Source organism: Thermoleptolyngbya sichuanensis A183 (genome assembly GCF_013177315.1).
Taxonomy (GTDB): Bacteria; Cyanobacteriota; Cyanobacteriia; order Elainellales; family Elainellaceae; genus Thermoleptolyngbya; species Thermoleptolyngbya sichuanensis.
This window is the reverse complement of sequence record NZ_CP053661.1, coordinates 4749241-4768599: the sequence shown is the minus strand read 5'-3', so window position 1 is coordinate 4768599 and position 19359 is coordinate 4749241. Positions and strand designations below refer to the sequence as shown.

11 protein-coding genes, 2 tRNA genes and 3 rRNA genes are annotated in these 19359 nt (G+C 53.3%); 8 read left to right on the top strand and 8 right to left on the bottom strand.

From position 1 onward, the window contains the following. Positions 1 to 136: 136 nt before the first annotated feature. Positions 137 to 895, top strand: coding sequence for a 2-phosphosulfolactate phosphatase family protein (locus HPC62_RS19715; RefSeq protein WP_172358170.1), 759 nt, complete (start codon positions 137 to 139; stop codon positions 893 to 895). A 181-nt stretch (positions 896 to 1076) separates the two neighbouring features. Further along, the gene (locus tag HPC62_RS19710; RefSeq protein WP_172358169.1) at positions 1077 to 1724 is read left to right on the top strand and encodes a class I SAM-dependent methyltransferase; all 648 of its coding nucleotides are present in this window, start codon (positions 1077 to 1079) and stop codon (positions 1722 to 1724) included. Between the two features lie 355 nt (positions 1725 to 2079). Here HPC62_RS19710 and HPC62_RS19705 read toward each other — a convergent pair whose 3' ends face one another. From HPC62_RS19705 to HPC62_RS19670, 8 genes are all read right to left on the bottom strand, one after another. Then, positions 2080 to 2913 (bottom strand): ABC transporter permease, encoded by an 834-nt coding sequence (locus HPC62_RS19705; RefSeq protein WP_290427089.1) that lies wholly within the window; start codon positions 2911 to 2913, stop codon positions 2080 to 2082. Between the two features lie 19 nt (positions 2914 to 2932). Then, on the bottom strand, positions 2933 to 4330 hold the full coding sequence (gene argH, locus HPC62_RS19700; RefSeq protein WP_172358168.1) for an argininosuccinate lyase: 1398 nt from the start codon (positions 4328 to 4330) through the stop codon (positions 2933 to 2935). Between the two features lie 198 nt (positions 4331 to 4528). Further along, entirely contained in the window at positions 4529 to 4798 is a 270-nt protein-coding gene (locus HPC62_RS19695) for a hypothetical protein (protein ID WP_216655295.1), read from the bottom strand. A 163-nt stretch (positions 4799 to 4961) separates the two neighbouring features. After that, positions 4962 to 5645, bottom strand: coding sequence for a Uma2 family endonuclease (locus HPC62_RS19690; RefSeq protein ID WP_172358167.1), 684 nt, complete (start codon positions 5643 to 5645; stop codon positions 4962 to 4964). 57 nt (positions 5646 to 5702) lie between these two features. After that, positions 5703 to 7127: a PP2C family protein-serine/threonine phosphatase gene (locus HPC62_RS19685; protein WP_172358166.1), complete on the bottom strand. Its 1425-nt coding sequence runs from the start codon at positions 7125 to 7127 to the stop codon at positions 5703 to 5705. 798 nt (positions 7128 to 7925) lie between these two features. Then, complete coding sequence (locus tag HPC62_RS19680) at positions 7926 to 8564, bottom strand: ABC transporter ATP-binding protein (protein ID WP_225906851.1); 639 nt, start codon at positions 8562 to 8564, stop codon at positions 7926 to 7928. 832 nt (positions 8565 to 9396) lie between these two features. Then, positions 9397 to 10635 (bottom strand): FtsX-like permease family protein, encoded by a 1239-nt coding sequence (locus HPC62_RS19675; protein WP_172358164.1) that lies wholly within the window; start codon positions 10633 to 10635, stop codon positions 9397 to 9399. Between the two features lie 360 nt (positions 10636 to 10995). Then, positions 10996 to 12309 carry an NF041680 family putative transposase gene (locus tag HPC62_RS19670; RefSeq protein ID WP_172353733.1) on the bottom strand — a complete coding sequence of 438 codons (1314 nt, stop codon included), beginning with the start codon at positions 12307 to 12309 and terminating at the stop codon, positions 10996 to 10998. A 346-nt stretch (positions 12310 to 12655) separates the two neighbouring features. On the opposite strand from HPC62_RS19670, the gene gloB reads away from it, so the two are divergent. From gloB to rrf, 6 genes are all read left to right on the top strand, one after another. Further along, on the top strand, positions 12656 to 13429 hold the full coding sequence (gene gloB / locus HPC62_RS19665) for a hydroxyacylglutathione hydrolase (RefSeq protein WP_172358163.1): 774 nt from the start codon (positions 12656 to 12658) through the stop codon (positions 13427 to 13429). Between the two features lie 508 nt (positions 13430 to 13937). Further along, positions 13938 to 15425 (top strand): 16S ribosomal RNA (locus tag HPC62_RS19660). A gap of 115 nt (positions 15426 to 15540) precedes the next feature. After that, a tRNA-Ile gene (locus HPC62_RS19655) sits at positions 15541 to 15614 on the top strand. A gap of 227 nt (positions 15615 to 15841) precedes the next feature. Beyond that, a tRNA-Ala gene (locus HPC62_RS19650) sits at positions 15842 to 15914 on the top strand. A gap of 294 nt (positions 15915 to 16208) precedes the next feature. Continuing rightward, positions 16209 to 19089: ribosomal RNA gene (locus HPC62_RS19645) — 23S ribosomal RNA — on the top strand. Positions 19090 to 19221: 132 nt separating this feature from the next. Then, positions 19222 to 19338: ribosomal RNA gene (rrf, locus tag HPC62_RS19640) — 5S ribosomal RNA — on the top strand. The 16S, 23S and 5S rRNA genes sit together here with 2 tRNA genes alongside, the layout of an rRNA operon. Positions 19339 to 19359 lie beyond the last annotated feature (21 nt).

The following is a 19359-nucleotide window of genomic DNA, read 5'->3' as shown; positions in this document are numbered from 1 at the left end:
AGGGTGCGTAGTTTCCGCGCCATGCTCAGAGATTAGTTAATCTATCTGCAAGTTTTCTTGCATGGTTTTGCCTGAGATAGCCGACACAAGACAACGTAAGATGTTAGTCGGCAGTATTTCTTAACAAGGTCAACCTGTGAATCTGTTCGTTTTCCACACACCGGAACTGATTCCTTCCGGCAAAACGCCTGACTGTGCAATCGCCATCGACGTACTCCGGGCGACCAGCACCATGGCCACCGCACTCAACGCTGGAGCCGAAGCGGTTCAGGTGTTTAGCGACCTCAACGAGCTGATGCGGGTGAGCGAATCTTGGGCCCCTGAGAAGCGGATTCGGGCGGGAGAACGGGGCGGCGCAAAGGTAGAAGGGTTTGACTTTGGCAACTCGCCGCTGGACTGCACGCCAGAGGTGGTGACGGGGCGACGACTGTTCATCAGCACCACGAATGGCACTCGTGCGCTGACCTCGATCCAGTCTGCCGAAACGGTGATCGCCGCTGCACTGGTCAACCGTCAGGCTGTTGTAGATTATCTGCTGGCTCGCCGCCCCGAAACCGTGTGGCTGGTCGGCTCTGGCTGGGAAGGGTCATTTTCACTAGAGGATACGGTCTGTGCGGGGGCGATCGCCCATCGATTGCAGGTCGAACTCGGCGTTCCGCTAGAAGACCTCGCGGGCAACGACGAACTGATCAGCGCAGTGAGTCTCTACAGCCAGTGGCAAGATCGTCTGCTGGAACTCCTGCACCACGCCACCCACGGCAAACGCCTGCTGCGCCTGCACTGCCACGAAGATTTGAAATACTGCTCCCAAACGGATCTGCTGAATGTGCTACCCATCCAGCGGGAGCCAGGAGTATTGGTGAAGCATGAAAGCTTGATTGGGGTTGCGGGGTAGTTCACCGTTGGGGGTGAGGCAGGGGTGGACGCAGGGGTGATGCAGGGGTGAAGTGGGAGACGCAGCGGTGACACAGTGATCGAGGATTGGGCATAGCGTGCAAGTCAACTCCAGCAGCACGTCGTCTGCTTAATATTTCGCAATATACTGGAGGGTGAGGTGTCTAATATCAATACCCCCGATGATTCTGGAACCTGCCCAGCGGCGCAAGCTTGACGAAACAGACGATGCGCTGTTCTATGACTATCCGCGTTTCGTGACCCATGTAGACGACAGGTTTATTCAGCAGTTGACCGATCTGTACCGGGAACGGCTGAAGCCGGATACTCGCATCCTGGACATGATGAGTAGCTGGGTGTCTCATTTGCCAGAGGAGATGACCTTCGCCCATGTGGAGGGTCACGGCATGAACGCGGAGGAGTTGGCGCGAAATCCCCGGCTTGATCACTACTTTGTGCAGAATCTGAACCAGAATCAGCTTTTGCCGCTGCCCGATCAGTCCTTTGATGCGGTGCTAAATACGGTGTCGGTGCAGTATTTACAGCGACCGGAGGCCGTGTTTGCCGAAATCTATCGCATCCTGAAACCCGGTGGCCTTGCTATCGTCAGCTTTTCTAACCGGATGTTTTTCCAGAAGGCAATTCAGGCGTGGGTAGAAGCATCGGAACCGCAGCGGGTAAAACTGGTAAAGCGCTACTTCGAGCAGATTCCTGGCTTTGGCAAGATTGAGACGATTGCTCGTCAGCCGTCAGTGCCCCCGTTTCTGCAAATGCTGGGTATGGGCGGGGGCGATCCGTTTTATGCGGTGATGGCTGAGCGAGTGAGCTAGAGGATTTTGGATTTTGGATTGTGGGCTGGCTGGCGTATGCGTAAAAACCGAACCCTGATGTGAAGTAATAACAGGACGGCTGAGCTACAGACCCTCCAGCATATGGTTAGTTGGTTACATACACGTTACATACACTTGGTTCCATAAGTTCCATATACGTTACGTACACTTAGTTACAGTTGCATACTCTTGCTTACATACGCTTGAGATACCGACCGGGATAGCGCAGATCGAAGACGAAGATACATACATAGCAAATACGAGATCCGCAAGATCCCTGACTAACCTTAGGCAAACCTTGCAGATACGCTCCGCTTTTAGAGGGTGTTTTATGGACTGCACCGGTCGTTGCAGGCTAGCTGGAGGCGCTGGTGTAGAACCGCAGGGCGAAGCGCCAGAACTGTTGGGCAAAGAGGAATAGGGCGATCGCCAGCCCAGCAGACGCGCCAATCCAGCCCCAGGCAGTGCGACCCAGCAGCGCCTCTGCCGGAATCGTGGTGAGAAACGCCACGGGCACGATGAAGGTAAAGAAAAATCGATAAGCGGCGGGATAGGCAGCCGTAGGAAAGCGCCCCGCCTCCAGCAGACCCCGCAGCACTTCCGTCACGTTGTACACCTTGACGAACCAGATGCTAGTGGCTCCCAGGATGAACCACAGGCTGTAGAGGGTGACCAGCCCCAGGGCAAGGGCGATCGCCCCAATGCCGTACACCCCCACGGGCAGCCCCAGCCGCGATCCGGCATAGCCCAGCATTATTAACCCAAACATCAGATCAGGGATGCCCCAAGGCGACACGGTGCGTGTAGACAGCCAGAACTGGGCGCTGATGGGCTTTAGCAAAACAAAATCCAGTGTGCCCAACTGCACCTGTTTCACAATCTGACTGAGGTTGGGCGAGAGGAAGGTGGCGGAAAAGCCCTGGAGCAGCGTGAACATGGCCAGCACGACCAGTGCCTCTTCCCAACTCCATCCCTGAAAGCTGTAGCCTGTGCGGTAAAAGAGAAACAGTCCGAACAGGCTACCTGCCAAACTGCCCAAGCTGCTGAGCGTGGCCAGCACAAAGTTAATCCGATATTCCAACTCGGCAGCGATCGCCGTTTCCCAGAATAGCCCCAGCACGCGCAGATGACGGCGGATATAGGGCAGCAGTCCACGTCTTCTTGCAAGCCTTTCAGGAGGCTGTGGCATAGGCTTCTAAGGTTCGTTTCTAAGGTTCGCTGAGGTGAGCGCGGGCCCGATCAAGTGCCTGACGAACCTGGTCAAACCCTGTGCCGCCGTAGCTGTTGCGGGCGGAGACAACGCGGGCAGGGGCGATCGCCTCGTAGATGTCATTCTCAAAGGCGGGATGCAGCGACTGCCACTCTTCTAGCGTCAGGTCTTTTAGCAGTTTGCCTGCCGCCAGAGAGGTTTTCACAACTTTGCCCACCAGATTGTATGCCTCGCGGAAAGGCACGCCCTTGGCGGCGAGGTAGTCCGCCACGTCGGTCGCGTTGGAAAAGTCTTCGGCAACGGCGCTGTTTAGCCGCTCGGTGCGAAACTCCATGCCCTCTTGCAGCAGGATGGTCATAGCCTCCAAGCAGCCGCGCACCGTCTTTACCGCGTCGAACAGAGCTTCCTTGTCTTCCTGCAAGTCTTTGTTGTAGGCCAGCGGCAATCCTTTCATCAGCACCAACAGGGCTTGCAAGTGCCCAAACACGCGCCCGGTTTTGCCGCGCACCAGTTCTGGCACGTCGGGATTTTTCTTTTGGGGCATGATGCTGGACCCTGTGGAACAGCTATCTTTCAGCGTTACGAAGCTAAATTCCTCCGATGCCCAGAGGATCACCTCCTCCGACAGGCGCGACAGGTGAACCATGATCAGGCTGGCGGCGCAGAGGAACTCGATTGCGAAGTCGCGATCGCTCACCCCGTCTAAGCTGTTGGAATATACGCCGCCAAAGCCCAGTAGCTCGGCGGAATAGTGGCGATCGATCGGAAAGGTTGTGCCTGCCAGCGCCCCAGACCCCAGCGGCAGCAGGTCAACCCGGCGATACACATCGCCCAGCCGCTCCCAGTCGCGCTGCGCCATGTCGAAATAGGCCAGCAGGTGGTGCGCCAAACTGAGCGGCTGCGCCCGTTGCAGGTGCGTGTAGCCGGGAATCAGCGTTTCGACGTGCTGCTCTGCCAGAGCAAATAGCACCGACTGAAACTGGCGCAACTGCTGGCGGATTTGCCCAATTTGGTCGCGCAGATAAAGCCGCGTGTCGGTGCCTACCTGGTCATTGCGCGATCGCGCTGTGTGCAGCTTTTTGCCCACATCGCCGACGATTTCTGTCAGCCGTCGCTCCACAGCAAAATGCACGTCCTCCGCGTCGATGCCGGGGTTAAACTGTCCCGATCGATATTCCTGGCGAATTTGCTCTAGCCCGGTCACCAACTGTTCGCCCTCTTCGGGAGAGATAATGCCTGTGTGGGCCAGCATTTTGGCGTGGGCTTGCGAACCCGTTAGGTCATATTCGATTAGCTCGATGTCGAAGCCGATGCTGGCGTTAAAGCGGGCGATCGCCGGATGCAAAGCCGACTCAAATCGCTGGCTCCAGGTTTGCTGCGGAGAAGGATTGACCAAAATCTTGTCCTAAGAGTAAATGCTCAGATAAATGTTCAGCGATTGGTTTAGCCATTACCCTTGCGGTGGGCCTGCCCTTGCTATTGGGCTTAGCTATTGCTGCCAGTTTTGACGACTCCTGCCTGACGTTGCTGCATTAAAAGAGACGATTCTGAGTAGTTTGCGCTACCCAAAACCGCTTAATGCCTACTGATGAATCTAGCCATAGGTTGTAAAACCGCGCAGCAGATACCCAATGACGATGCCAATCAGGAGTGCCCAAACCTGGCCAGTCTTTACAAAGTTGTCTGCTGCCCGCCGCACCCCAGCAAATACGTCCGTATCAAACTGTTGTGCCAGCGTTGGGTAATCAAGGTGCCAGTGCCACAGCAGCCCGTCGGGAGCCAGGCTCCAGCTTGCAGGGTCAGCAAAACTAGGGGCACTAGAAACCCACGTCAAGGCGTGATGCGCCAAATCGATCCACATCATGGGGATTGAAGCCTCGTGAAATGATCCTGAAGCGACCGCTGATTTGCGGCAGCCATAAAATACTACGGAATATACCGTAATTTGCAAGCGTTTGATCCAGCCGACTTGCGGGGATGCAGGTTTGGAGCATGAGGCTTGCGCCGCGTCGCCATGCCTAGGAAAATCAGGTAGATAACGCAGAGAAGCGTTGCACAAAGGCTTGGTGGGCGGCGATCGCCAGTCCCGCCTGAAGAGTGGACAAGACTTTCGGCAGATCGCCCGCCAGCAGCGCATCAGCCGCCAGCCACAGACCCGGAAACACCCGGCTTTGAATGATACCCGCCTCGTCGGGGGCGATCGCTCTATATTCCTCTGCCTCCAGCGCAAACCAGTCTAGCTGACCTTCCAGCGTGCACCAGACGAGGTATTCCTGAACCTGATTGCGGCGATAGACCCGCTTTTTGTCATGCAGGTCAAGGGCGGCGCTGCTGGCAGCAATTTCGACAATGAGGTCTGGCGCACCTTCGATATAGTCATCCCGGCTAATATTGGCGCGCTGTCCGGGAATAAACAGCACCGCGTCGGGTTGGGGTTCATTATCGGGGTCAAGGCGCACGGTCGGCTCAATGCCAAGGATTAACCCTGGGGTAAAGGCTTTGTAGGTTCCTAGCCAGGTAACCACATTGCCGTGCGGTTCGCCGTGACTTTTGATTCGCGGCGGGGATGCCATATAGACCACTCCTTCCACCAGTTCGGCCTTCCTCAACTCCGGCATCGCTTTATATCGCCGTTCAAACTCGGCACGAGAGAGGCGATCGCCATTTTCCAGCGGAGGAATTGTCAGAACTTGCTGAGAAGTGGTCACCATTTGCCCAGGAGTTGTGGCTAACGCCTTACAGGACAGAAGCTTGAGCAAAGAAACTCGCTAATTTGGCTTGACTCGCATCACAATTAACGTCATGTCGTCAGTTGCGTCGCGCCCCGCCCCGACAAACTGCTGCACCTGCCCAAACAGGTATTCCAAAATTTCTTGCGGGTTGCCGTAGGTTTGGCAAGCATACTCGACATCTTTCACCAGGTTTTCTTCATCGTAGCGATCGCCATTCGGGCTAGCCGCATCAGTAAATCCGTCAGTGAAGTAAATGATTGTATCACCCGGAGCCAGTTGCACCTGCGCGTCGAAATACTGCGTATCCACATCCAGCCCAATCAGCATTCCCAGCGTGTCTAGCCGGGTGATTTTGCCTGTCGCGGCTTGCCACAGCAGCGGCGGGTTGTGGGCAGCGTTGCTGTAGGACAAGACCTGGGTTTCAGTGTTGTATTCGGAATAAAACAGCGTCACAAAGCGGTTAGAGTTTTCTAAATCCGCGTACATGACGTGGTTCAAGTGCTGCAAAATCCGCGAGGGCTGGTGTCCGTTCAGCACTTCTGCCCGCAACATTCCCCGCAGCATGGTCATAATCAGCCCAGCCGGAACGCCCTTGCCCATCACGTCGCCGATTGTAATGCTCCAGCGGTTGCAGTTGCTCAGCGTGCCCTTTCTGGCGCGTACCTGGTCATAGTTCACCGGGATGAAGTCGTAATAGTCGCCGCCGACGCGGTTGGCGTTTTTGCAGCGGGCTGCCAATTCCAGTCCTTCGATTTGGGGGCACTGGCGGGGCAAAAGCTGCCGCTGGATTTCTTCGCCAATTTCTAGCTCTCGATCTAGGCGCTCTTTTTTGCGGAGTTCGACAGTGAGTTCGTCTGTGGCGATCGCCACCGCAGTCTGATCCGCCACCAGCCTCACCAGCTTCTGCCGCGTCTCTGTCCACTCATAGTTCGGGTCATAGCTGAAGACATAGAGCCGCCCCCGCTCCTCGTTTTTAGACAAAATTGCCGTGCCAAACATCTGCACGTCTGCGCCCAAGTGGCGATTAACCTGATAGTCGAGGGCCGCCGTCAAATCGGCTGATGGAACCAGCGCAGTTCCCGCAGTGGGGGACGAAGCCGTAAGCTGTAGCGTCGCCGTTTCCAAGGCCTTGCGAATGGTCTGGCAATTGTGTCCATCCTGGCAGTGAATTCGCTCAAGGCGTAATTGCCCGTTGGGGCGAAATAGAATCAGTGCGCCCCCGTCGGCATCGGTCACTCGACTGGCAATCAGCGGGGTTAGCTCTAAAAATTGATTGAGATTGGTAAAGCTTCGCAGCGCAAACCCCAGAGAACTCAGCAAATCTTGGACTTTGTTATGTTCCCGGTTCAGCCGAGACACGAGCTCCTTCAGCGCAAACACAGGCGTGATGTCTGGCGCGGGCGTGCCGCCAGGCAAATCAGGCGATTGTGAAGGCTGTCGTGGAACGGGAACAGTGGTCATGCGAGGCTTAGTTTGCGGCTTGGCAGAAACCAGATAAGACTGGGAGTTGGGACTGTGAAAATTGCCTTATACGAAAATTAGCTTGTAGAAATTGCCTGCAAGGGGCTTGTCGGGCATTACAGTCGGAAGGCAATGAACTTGAGATTAGGTTTTATCGAGTGTACACAGAATTAGCAGCAGAACAACTTAGGAAAGATTTCTTAACCGGAGTATAGGACGATTTTGCGGCTATGGGCAGTTTTGCCGGACAGAGCCAAAACTGAATAGGCTGTATTGAACTGAATAGGCTGTATTGATTGGGAGCGTATTGATTGGGAGCGTATTGATTGGGAGAAGGTCTGAGTGCGGAGATGATTGGGCTTGGTTCTGATTCAGATTTGATGCCCGATTTTGGTACCCGATCAAGCAAGGTGTGTGGCAAAGTGATGACGGCTATGCCGCTCTCCTGCGTAATAGGGATCGACTACAGGGTTACTACAGGACATGCTCTGGCAATCCCGTATCAAGATAACGCTCTGCTGAAGAGTCTGAAGAAGATGATTGGATTCTGGGCCAGGGCAAAGCGCCAAAGCCGTTACGGGGATTGTAGAAGAACTTCGCTAGGCGCAAAGTAAAGTTTTGCGAAAGCTGGATACCCTATTCGTGATGAGTCTTGGGAAGGAGTCGAGTCAGGGCGATCGCCCTCCAGCCCGGCCGTAGCCGCTCCACATCCAGCCATAGCCCCCAGATGATGTTCAATGGCAAGCTCTTTTGATAATAGCGACCTGGAATGGCAACTTGGCGGCTATTTCTTGGCGGCTATTTCAGTCGTCCGTCTTCCAGATACAGCACTCGGTCAGCAACGTCCATAATTCGAGGATCGTGCGTCACGATGAGAACGGTGCGTCCCCGCTCTTTGGCGAGAGTGCTGAGCAGATCGATCACGGCGTGTCCGCTAGTAGAGTCGAGGGCTGCCGTGGGTTCGTCTGCCATAATCAGCGGCGGGTTTCCGGCCAGGGCGCGGGCGATCGCCACTCGCTGTTTCTGTCCGCCAGAGAGGTTCTTGGGCAGGTTTTTGGCGCGACTGCCCAGACCTACGGCTTCCAGCAGCGACAATGCCTCATGGCGGGCCGCCTTGCCGCGAATGCCCTTCATCTCCAGTGCCAGTTCGATATTCTCTAGGGCCGTCAGCGCTGGAAACAGGTTAAAGCCCTGAAAGATGAAACCGATGTTTTGCAGGCGAAATTGCGAAAGCTGCGATCGCGACATTGCAGTAATTTCCTGACCTAGCAGACGAACACTGCCGCCTGAAGGAGTCAGGATGCCTGCCAGGATCGAGAGCAGCGTCGTTTTGCCAGAGCCGGACGGCCCCATCAAGAGCTGGATGCTGCCTGCAGGAATTTCTAGGTTAATGTTACTGAGTGCTTGAAACTGCTCGGCTCCTTCTCCGTACACCATTTCTACGCCGCGAGTGGCGATCGCCTCCGACACAGCAGGTGTCAGCTCTCGCTCTGCCAAATACTGAGACGGCAAAGGCACTACGAGGGATGAAGCTAAATTCAGATGCGATACAGTCATGAACTTAGGATGTAAACGGCAGCGTGATCCACAACAACAGATCGATTAAGGACTGGGCACCTCGATTAATTGCCTTATTGAGAATTTCAGGAGCCTGAAACCCTTGTTTTCTCATAGCCATTCTCAAGAGGATCTGAATTTTTCGAGGTGCCCGACTGAACCATAGAACTGTGAGGCACTCAGTGACTTCAATCCAACCCTGACACCAGGTATTCGGGTGTTTTCAAAATCAAGGCAAGATCCAGATGTCAAAATAAATTGTCAAAAGCTAGCCCACAGTTCTAATCAACTTAAAATCCTAAAGAAGCTATCCCACTAGACTCCAAAACTAGTTCACAGGTTGCATCCCTTAAGACTTGTCTCTCACTTCTCGCAATAACTTCACGATAGTTTGAATGCCCAAAAGTTGCCTTCACCCGGTTGACCGAACCCCCATTTTCTGTATACGAAGACCTCAAACCTGTTCTAATCAATGCTTCACGTGCAAAACCCTCAAATTCGGAATCCGTCTCTCTTTGGGCAGATCTAAACCTATTTAAACTTCAACTCGAGTTGCAAATCATCATCCCTGCTATGAACGGCTCTTAACCTTTATCTAGTGTAATAAGCCTTTCTACTCACACTCCGTAACCCTAGACACGAAAATATTTGCGTTTTTATAAAGTTTTGACTGGGCTTAAATGTCACATCTAGCTTCCCAAACTGCAAACCTCTAAGCCTTGAACACAATAGCTGGGTCAACATGGGTCACTTTCTGAATTGCAAACAGTGCTGAAGTAACGCACATTCCAACCGTAATGCCCAAAATGCCAATGGCGGTCATTGGTGTAATCAGAATCGTGATGCCCTGCGTTGCAAAAGTCCAGGCTCCTAACCCTAGACACAGCGCCACGCTGGGAATATAGCCCAAAATTGCCATCCATAGCGCTTGCTCGATGATGATGCGATAAATTACCCAGTCGGATGCGCCCATTGCTTTCAACGTGCCAAATTCTCGAATATGGTCGGCGACCGATGAGTATAAAATTTGTCCTACAATTACCATTCCCACAATGACACCCACAGTAGCACCTAAGCCTAATACAAAGCCGATCCCCGTGCGCTGCACCCAATACCTCTGTGTCAAATTAGACATCTCTTCTTTGGTATAAGCCTTGGTATTGGGCAAGGCTTGTTCTAATCGGCGCTTAAGCGCTTCCAGATCGGTTCCGGGTTCTGCTTTGACTAAGACGTAGGTAATGACATCTGTGGGAGAGAGGGGGCGAGGTTCTGGCACAGCATCGGGATTGATCGTCCGCTCAAACAGGTTGCTGCAAATCAGTTGACCGTCCTGTAAGCGGCAGCTTGTGGTGGACGTATAAGCAGAATTCAGATAAGCATTTGCGTTTTTGAGGGAAGTAAAAACGTAGGTGCTGGATGCAATCGATTGTGTGCCTCGCGTAAAGCCGACCACTCGTGTTGGCAATGAGCCGATATTGGCGCGATCGCCCACTTGGCTGACATGAATCGACGCTCGGTTTGCTTGATCTGGGATCACGGTGTAGGGCTGCTGCAAATCCTCTACCCTACCCTCCGACAAGTTTCCATAGTTAAATAGACTACTAGCCGGGTCGAACCCCATAATTTGCACGGTGGAAATGTCGCCGCTGGGACTCCGCCACGTTGTAGTTCGCGTAATCATCGCCTCAGCCACGGCTACACCTTCTACTGCTTGTGCCTGCTGCACCATTCCTGCCGGAATTGGAAGCGTGAGCTGTAGATTCACCATTTCCTGGGCCCCAACCCAAATGTCTGCCCTAGAGCCGTCAACTAAGGTGCTGGTTGAGCGGCTAAATCCGTTCAAAATGCCTGTCTGAATCGTTACCAAGCTAACGGCAAACATAATCCCGGCCTGGGCAACGAGAAACCGGGGAATATCCTCAAATAGGTTTTTGCGAGCAACTGAAGCCATGCGGTAGATCGGCCTAGTAGGCCGCTGAGGGCAGATTCAGTAAACGAAGTCAAACCCGTATGCAGAGTTGGCACGCAGATTTGTACGCATACACTTCCTCACTGTACGTTGCTGAGTGATTGGATCTGTGCCAAGTTGTGCCACTCAGCGTAACTGTCTGGAATTACTGTCTGGAATTAAAGTCGGTGGCTTGTACCCGCACTTAGTCAGTGCACTTAGTCAGGCATAAACGTAGCTCTGGTCAGCACTTTAGTTTGGACTAACTGGCATCACAATAATGCTCAACAGGATGCCATAAAGAATCTGCTCAACCGTTCATAACAGTTGAACTTAAGGAATTGGATACAATCCTGCTCGCAGTTAAGCTGCTGTTGCAACCGGACTGTTCAGGGATTGTTCGGATGTCTTGCGTTTCGAGGCTCGTTTTTTGACCATCGGATAGCAGGGACGAGGAGTTGGCTTGTGCCCCTTGCCTCGTCCTGGCGATTTACCACGAGGTTTAGGCGCAGGAGCAGGGGTGCCAATCACTGCCAAAATGCCTGCAAACGCTTGTGCGACCCGACCCGGAGTCAACGTTTCTTGCGGTGCCTGCCAGGGCAAGGGGTGGTCAGTACAGTCCTTTCGCGCTAACCACAACTGCCAACTGAGCAACGGCATCAGGCTGCTCCACTGTTCGGTTGCCGATACAGAACTGAACTGGGGATGTGTCCAATATAGCCTCTGCTTGGCAAAGCGATACCAGTGTTCAATGGCAAAGCGACGGAGGTAGTGCAACCACAGGGTTTCTAACGGAGGCATCTGCTCACCCAGCCAAACTAACCACAAAGGAGCCAAGCGTCGCGTGCTGCTCTGTGTCTCCAGCACCTCCACGCGCAACACTTCCATTGCCCGTTTGGGGGATTTGCGGAAATGGTATGCACTCCAACGACTGACCCGCACTCGTCCCCAGTTGGGATCATCGACTTCAACGGTTTCGACCGGGACACTCCAAGTGTCAGGGTCATTGAGTTTCATCTTATGTCCATGCTTGGCAGGTGCGCCTCGCCCTCGATACGCTGGGGGCGCGCCATAGACACATCGATTGGATGTAACCCGCAGCAGCAAGTCTGCCTCAATCCCTGCCGTTTGGTTGACAAAACTGGCATTGCCGTACCCTCGGTCGTAGATCGCCAACGGACGCACCGCTAACTGCCGAGTCACTTGTTTGAGTTGGAATGCCGCTTTACTGGCGGGTGTTTCAAAGCTGGTGATGCGCTCATGCCGCAATGGTAATGCCCAACTGCCCCTGTCTTCAGCAATCCAGGCTAAGGTACTGTAGTTTTGTCCGGCTATCGGGGCATGTCCTGTTCTGCCTGATAAGGTGCGGTCTTTCAAACGCCTGGCAGCAGGACGGTTCCACCGACTCGCATCACCTGCCAACAACGGTTGCTGCTGAGTCGGTATCTGCTGCACCAACAGCTTCAGCACCTTTGATCGGGGTAGGCGGCTATCGCGCAACGCTTCATAGGTGCTCGACCACTGGCGACGAAAGACAGGACTCTGCGATAGCCTCACAAACGACACGATGCACGCACTCACTAACACGGCATCCATCAGATCAAACAGGGCATCTCTGGCGTTTCCCAAGCTGGCATACAACGTTTGGCGAAATTGCTGAAGTTCGTTGAAAATCATGGGGTCAATGTTGGTTGTACTTCATTGACCTTACGGCAGTCGGTGCTTCTCATTGACTGCCTTCCTCTTCACCATTAGTCCAAACTAAAGTCAGCAGGCGTGAAATGAGTCTACGGTAAGGAGCAGACAAGCTGACTGCCTGACACATCTCTGGAAACCCCTGATTTCTCGTAGGGGACGCTGGCCCAAAAGCTCCTCTGACCAAGCCCTCCGGCTCCAACTCAGGAGCTATGGGCTTCGATCCCAAGACAACGAATTTTCTGGGCTTTCGGGACTTGTGTCAGGCAACCAGGCAGACAAGACGTTTAGACACCGCTGAACCTATCTCGTACAATCTCAGTTCCCCATGCAAATCCATCGTCTTCCAGCCCTATCGGACAATTACATCTTTGTGCTGTATTTCCCTGATACGCATCAAGCGGCCGTTGTCGATCCTGCGGAAGCAGAGCCAGTCTTGAACTGTTTGTTCAGCCTGGATGCTCAGCTTGTGGCAATTCTGAATACGCATCACCACCGAGATCACGTCGGGGGAAACCTGGCACTGTTGCAGCGCTTTCCCGATGCAGTGGTCTACGGTGGCGCAGAAGATCGGGAACGGATTCCAGGACAGCAGCAATTTCTAAAGGAGGGCGATCGTATTGTATTGGGCGATCGCCCAGCCGATGTCCTCTTCGTTCCCGGCCACACCCGCGCTCACATTGCCTACTACTTTCCACCCGCTAGCTCACAGCATCCAGGCGATCTGTTCTGTGGAGATACCCTGTTCGCAGGCGGCTGCGGGCGTTTATTTGAAGGCACTCCCACTCAAATGGTGCACTCTCTGTCCAAACTCCGTGCCTTGCCAGACAACACAAATATCTGGTGCGCTCATGAATACACGCTGAAGAATCTTCAGTTTGCGCTCTCGGTCGATCCCGAAAATCAGGCTTTAGGTCTGCGCTACCAGGAAACGCTCCGCCAGCGACAGCTTCAACAGCCCACAGTGCCATCACTCCTAGAAGTCGAAAAACAAACCAATCCCTTTCTGCGATGGGATACACCCGAACTCCAGGCAGCCATGAACACAGCAGACCCCGTGCAAAGCTTTGCTCGCTTACGAGGAAAAAAGGATATGTGGTAAAGCGCGTACAAAGAAAAATCTTGAGACAATTTTGGAGAGGCAATTGCGGACTACTCCCCCCGCCAGGAAACAGATCAAGCGGCCAAACCCCTTATTTGTTGGGGCTTTCAAGTTTTGGGAGTTTTTTTTGAGAGGGTAGTTGACAGTTATAGGGAGATAGGGCTACATTAGTAAAGCGGTCGGGAGGACAGCCGAAGCGGAGTGAAGGCGAAGCAAGGCTAAAGTCTCGCCGCCCGAACCTAGAAAAGATAATAGTTTGGAAGCCAGAATAGCATCTGTGACCCGTTAATGCAAATATTGGGGGAGTTATTTCTGAGGTTTCAGAGATTTTTCAGGGAAATTGATATTTAGGGACTAGTTCTTGAACTAGTTTTTAGGGATTGATTTTGCCTGAAGAGTCGAGAGACGAGGGAATGACTTTTCTGAATTAACGAAACACAAGGAGATTATTTAGATAATCTCAAACCGGAACGAGAGTTCTGGAGCCAAAAAACTCTAAATGGAGAACAACATGGAGAGTTTGATCCTGGCTCAGGATGAACGCTGGCGGTCTGCTTAACACATGCAAGTCGAACGGGGTGCTTCGGCACCTAGTGGCGGACGGGTGAGTAACGCGTGAGAATCTGCCCTTAGGACGGGGACAACAGCTGGAAACGGCTGCTAATACCCGATGTGCCGAGAGGTGAAACATTTATGGCCTGAGGATGAGCTCGCGTCTGATTAGCTAGTTGGTGGGGTAAGAGCCTACCAAGGCGACGATCAGTAGCTGGTCTGAGAGGATGATCAGCCACACTGGGACTGAGACACGGCCCAGACTCCTACGGGAGGCAGCAGTGGGGAATTTTCCGCAATGGGCGCAAGCCTGACGGAGCAAGACCGCGTGCGGGAGGACGGCCTATTGGTTGTAAACCGCTTTTGATAGGGAAGAAGTACTGACGGTACCTATCGAATCAGCATCGGCTAACTCCGTGCCAGCAGCCGCGGTAATACGGAGGATGCAAGCGTTATCCGGAATTATTGGGCGTAAAGCGTCCGTAGGTGGTTGTTCAAGTCTGCTGTTAAAGCGTGCGGCTTAACCGCATACCAGCAGTGGAAACTGGGCGACTAGAGTGCGGTAGGGGTCAGGGGAATTCCCAGTGTAGCGGTGAAATGCGTAGATATTGGGAAGAACACCGGTGGCGAAAGCGCCTGACTGGACCTGCACTGACACTGAGGGACGAAAGCTAGGGGAGCGAAAGGGATTAGATACCCCTGTAGTCCTAGCCGTAAACGATGGACACTAGGTGTTGCCCGTATCGACCCGGGCAGTGCCGTAGCCAACGCGTTAAGTGTCCCGCCTGGGGAGTACGCTCGCAAGAGTGAAACTCAAAGGAATTGACGGGGGCCCGCACAAGCGGTGGAGTATGTGGTTTAATTCGATGCAACGCGAAGAACCTTACCAGGGCTTGACATGTCCAGAACCCTGCTGAAAGGTGGGGGTGCCTTCGGGAACTGGAGCACAGGTGGTGCATGGCTGTCGTCAGCTCGTGTCGTGAGATGTTGGGTTAAGTCCCGCAACGAGCGCAACCCTCGTTTTTAGTTGCCATCATTTAGTTGGGCACTCTAGAGAGACTGCCGGTGACAAACCGGAGGAAGGTGGGGATGACGTCAAGTCAGCATGCCCCTTACGTCCTGGGCTACACACGTACTACAATGCTGCGGACAAAGGGTTGCAAGCTCGCGAGAGCAAGCTAATCCCATAAACCGTGGCTCAGTTCAGATTGCAGGCTGCAACTCGCCTGCATGAAGGAGGAATCGCTAGTAATCGCAGGTCAGCATACTGCGGTGAATACGTTCCCGGGCCTTGTACACACCGCCCGTCACACCATGGGAGTTGGCCACGCCCGAAGTCGTTACTCCAACCCTCGGGAGGAGGACGCCGAAGGCAGGGCTGATGACTGGGGTGAAGTCGTAACAAGGTAGCCGTACCGGAAGGTGTGGCTGGATCACCTCCTTTAAGGGAGACCTACCCACTTTAGAGTCGAACGCACAGTGCAAATAGATTCAAAGTCGGTCATCCCAAGGTCGTTCGGATTACAGATAGGCTTCCAAACTATACTGGTTCGGTTTATGGGCTATTAGCTCAGGTGGTTAGAGCGCACCCCTGATAAGGGTGAGGTCCCTGGTTCGAGTCCAGGATGGCCCACCTTTGAAAAAGGGAAAAGCGAAGAATGAAGAGGTAAAAGAGATAAGAGCAAGCAAAGCCTCTGTAACGAAGTCTACGAAACCTTTTCTGTAACGAAGTCTGTTCTGTAACGGGTCTTTAAGTTTTGCTTGGAGCCTTAAGAACTGTTTAGGTTGCACTAGGTTTCAGCTTTTGCTCTAGTTCTTTTATTATTATTTCTTCGTTCTTCAATTCTCTGATTTTCGTATGGGGGTTTAGCTCAGTTGGTAGAGCGCCTGCTTTGCAAGCAGGATGTCAGCGGTTCGAGTCCGCTAACCTCCACTGAGGAATCTTGAATCCTCATGAGGCGATAGCTAGTTAACTTGCTTAGAATGCAGCTTGCTTAGCAGGCAGTTTGTTTAGTAGTCCGCTTACTTAGTTCAGCAACTTATCTTGTTCACCGAGTTAAGGAAGACCAAGAGAGCCTGCTGGATTAAACCAGCCAGAACCTTGAAAACTGCATAGAAAATTGTCAGGTAGCAGACAGCGAAAGTTGGCGGAAGAATAACAGCCTGCTGTCAATTAAAGCTGTCACTATCACAGACACCAATGTAAGCAAGACGAAAGCGAAAAAGTGGTCAAGCTACAAAGGGCTGATGGTGGATACCTAGGCACACAGAGGCGAAGAAGGACGCGGTTACCTGCGATAAGCCACGGGGAGCTGGAAGCAAGCATTGATCCGTGGGTTTCCGAATGGGGCAACCCCAAGTACTACCACCTGAATCCATAGGGTGGAGAGAGCGAACCCAGCGAATTGAAACATCTTAGTAGCTGGAGGAAGAGAAAGAAAACTCGATTCCCTTAGTAGCGGCGAGCGAAGCGGGAAGAGCCTAAACCAGGGGTTTTAACTCCTGGGGTTGTGGGACAGCGACATGGACTCTAGCGGCTAGACGAAGCAGCTGAATACTGCACCAGAGAAGGTGAAAGTCCTGTAGTCGAAAGCTTAAAGATACTAGCTGAATCCCGAGTAGGCCGGAGCACGTGGAATTCCGGTTGAATCATCGAGGACCACCTCGAAAGGCTAAATACTCCTGTGTGACCGATAGTGAACCAGTACCGCGAGGGAAAGGTGAAAAGAACCCCGGGAGGGGAGTGAAATAGAACATGAAACCGTCAGCCTACAAGCAATCGAAGCCCGATTAAACGGGTGACGGTGTGCCTGTTGAAGAATGAGCCGGCGACTTATAGGCACTGGCAGGTTAAGCCGAGAATGGCGAAGCCAAAGCGAAAGCGAGTCTGATAAGGGCGACAGTCAGTGTTTATAGACCCGAACCCCGGTGATCTAACCATGGCCAGGATGAAGCTTGGGTAAAGCCAAGTGGAGGTCCGAACCGACTGATGTTGAAAAATCAGCGGATGAGCTGTGGTTAGGGGTGAAATGCCAATCGAACCGGGAGCTAGCTGGTTCTCCCCGAAATGTGTTGAGGCGCAGCGGTAGAGATTATAGCGGGGGGGTAAAGCACTGATTCGGTGCGGGCTGCGAGAGCGGTACCAAATCGAGTCAAACTCTGAATACCCCGTGTACACTCTGCCAGTGAGACGGTGAGGGATAAGCTCCATCGTCAAGAGGGAAACAGCCCAGACCACCAGCTAAGGTCCCCAAATCATCGCTAAGTGGCAAAGGAGGTGGGAGTGCATAGACAACCAGGAGGTTTGCCTAGAAGCAGCCACCCTTAAAAGAGTGCGTAATAGCTCACTGGTCAAGCGCTCCTGCGCCGAAAATGAACGGGACTAAGCGATGTACCGAAGCTGTGGGATATATCTATCGATGTATCGGTAGGGGAGCGTTCTGTAGTAGTTAGAAGCATCAGCGGAAGCAGGTGTGGACGAAGCAGAAGTGAGAATGTCGGCTTGAGTAGCGCAAACATTGGTGAGAATCCAATGCCCCGAAATCCCAAGGGTTCCTCCGGAAGGCTCGTCCGCGGAGGGTTAGTCGGGTCCTAAGGCGAGGTCGAAGGACGTAGTCGATGGACAACAGGTTAATATTCCTGTACCGATGTGTAGTTGTGCAGAGGGACGGAGAAGGCTAACACAGCCAGAGGTTGGTTACTGGTTCAAGCGTCCGAGGCGATGAGGAGCGGTGAAAACGTTCCGAGTTGAGGCGTGAGTACGAGGAGATACGTCTCCGAAGTGTGTGATGTCACGCTTCCAAGAAAAGCTCTAAACACGTTAACTGCATATTGCCCGTACCCTAAACCGACACAGGTGGGATGGTTGAGAATACTCAGGGGCGCGAGATAACTCTCTCTAAGGAACTCGGCAAAATGGCCCCGTAACTTCGGAAGAAGGGGTGCCACCGAGAGGTGGTCGCAGTGAAGAGTCCCAGGCGACTGTTTACCAAAAACACAGGTCTCCGCTAAGTCGCAAGACGATGTATGGGGGCTGACGCCTGCCCAGTGCCGGAAGGTTAAGTGAAGTCGGTCAGCGCAAGCGAAGCTGGCGACCGAAGCCCCGGTGAACGGCGGCCGTAACTATAACGGTCCTAAGGTAGCGAAATTCCTTGTCGGGTAAGTTCCGACCCGCACGAAAGGCGTAACGATCTGGGAGCTGTCTCGGAGAGAGGCTCGGCGAAATAGGATTGTCTGTGAAGATACGGACTACCTGCACCTGGACAGAAAGACCCTATGAAGCTTTACTGTAGCCTGGTATTGGGTTCGGGCTTTGACTGCGCAGGATAGGTGGGAGACTGTGAAGCAATCCTTGTGGGGGTTGCTGAGTCAACGGTGAGATACCACTCTGTCAGAGCTAGAATTCTAACTGAATGCCGTTATCCGGCTTTGGGACCGTATCAGGTGGGCAGTTTGACTGGGGCGGTCGCCTCCTAAAAGGTAACGGAGGCGCGCAAAGGTTCTCTCAGGCTGGTTGGAAATCAGCCGTAGAGTGTAAAGGCAGAAGAGAGCTTGACTGCGAGAGCTACAACTCGAGCAGGGTGGAAACACGGCCTTAGTGATCCGACGGCGCTGAGTGGAAGGGCCGTCGCTCAACGGATAAAAGGTACTCTAGGGATAACAGGCTGATCTCCCCCAAGAGTTCACATCGACGGGGAGGTTTGGCACCTCGATGTCGGCTCATCGCATCCTGGGGCTGGAGAAGGTCCCAAGGGTTGGGCTGTTCGCCCATTAAAGCGGTACGTGAGCTGGGTTCAGAACGTCGTGAGACAGTTCGGTCCATATCCGGTGCAGGCGCAAGAGTATTGAGAGGATTCTTCCTTAGTACGAGAGGACCGGGAAGAACGCACCGCTGGTGTACCTGTTATCGTGCCAACGGTAGACGCAGGGTAGCCAAGTGCGGAGTGGATAACCGCTGAAAGCATCTAAGTGGGAAGCCCACCTCAAGATGAGTACTCTCATGGCAAAAGCCAGTAAGGTCACCCGCAGAACACGGGTTAATAGGCTCTAGATGGAAGTGCAGTGATGTATGAAGTCGAGGAGTACTAACAGACCGAGGGCTTGACCTCTGTTTCGTGTCTTGAATTTAAGTGTGTGTCTAGACGATTTTCTATGCAGCCTTTTGGGTTCCCTCTTTTAGCGGGGTCTTCTGGAAAGAAGATTTCTCGCGTGGAAGAGAGTCTAGACAGCCCAATGAGTTTCCTGGTGCCTATGGCGGTGTGGAACCACGCTCATCCATCCCGAACTGAGTTGTGAAACGCACCTGCGGCGAAGATAGTTGGTGGGTAGCTGCCTGCAAAAATAGCTCGGTGCCAGGGCGATAACACAACCCCCCTCGG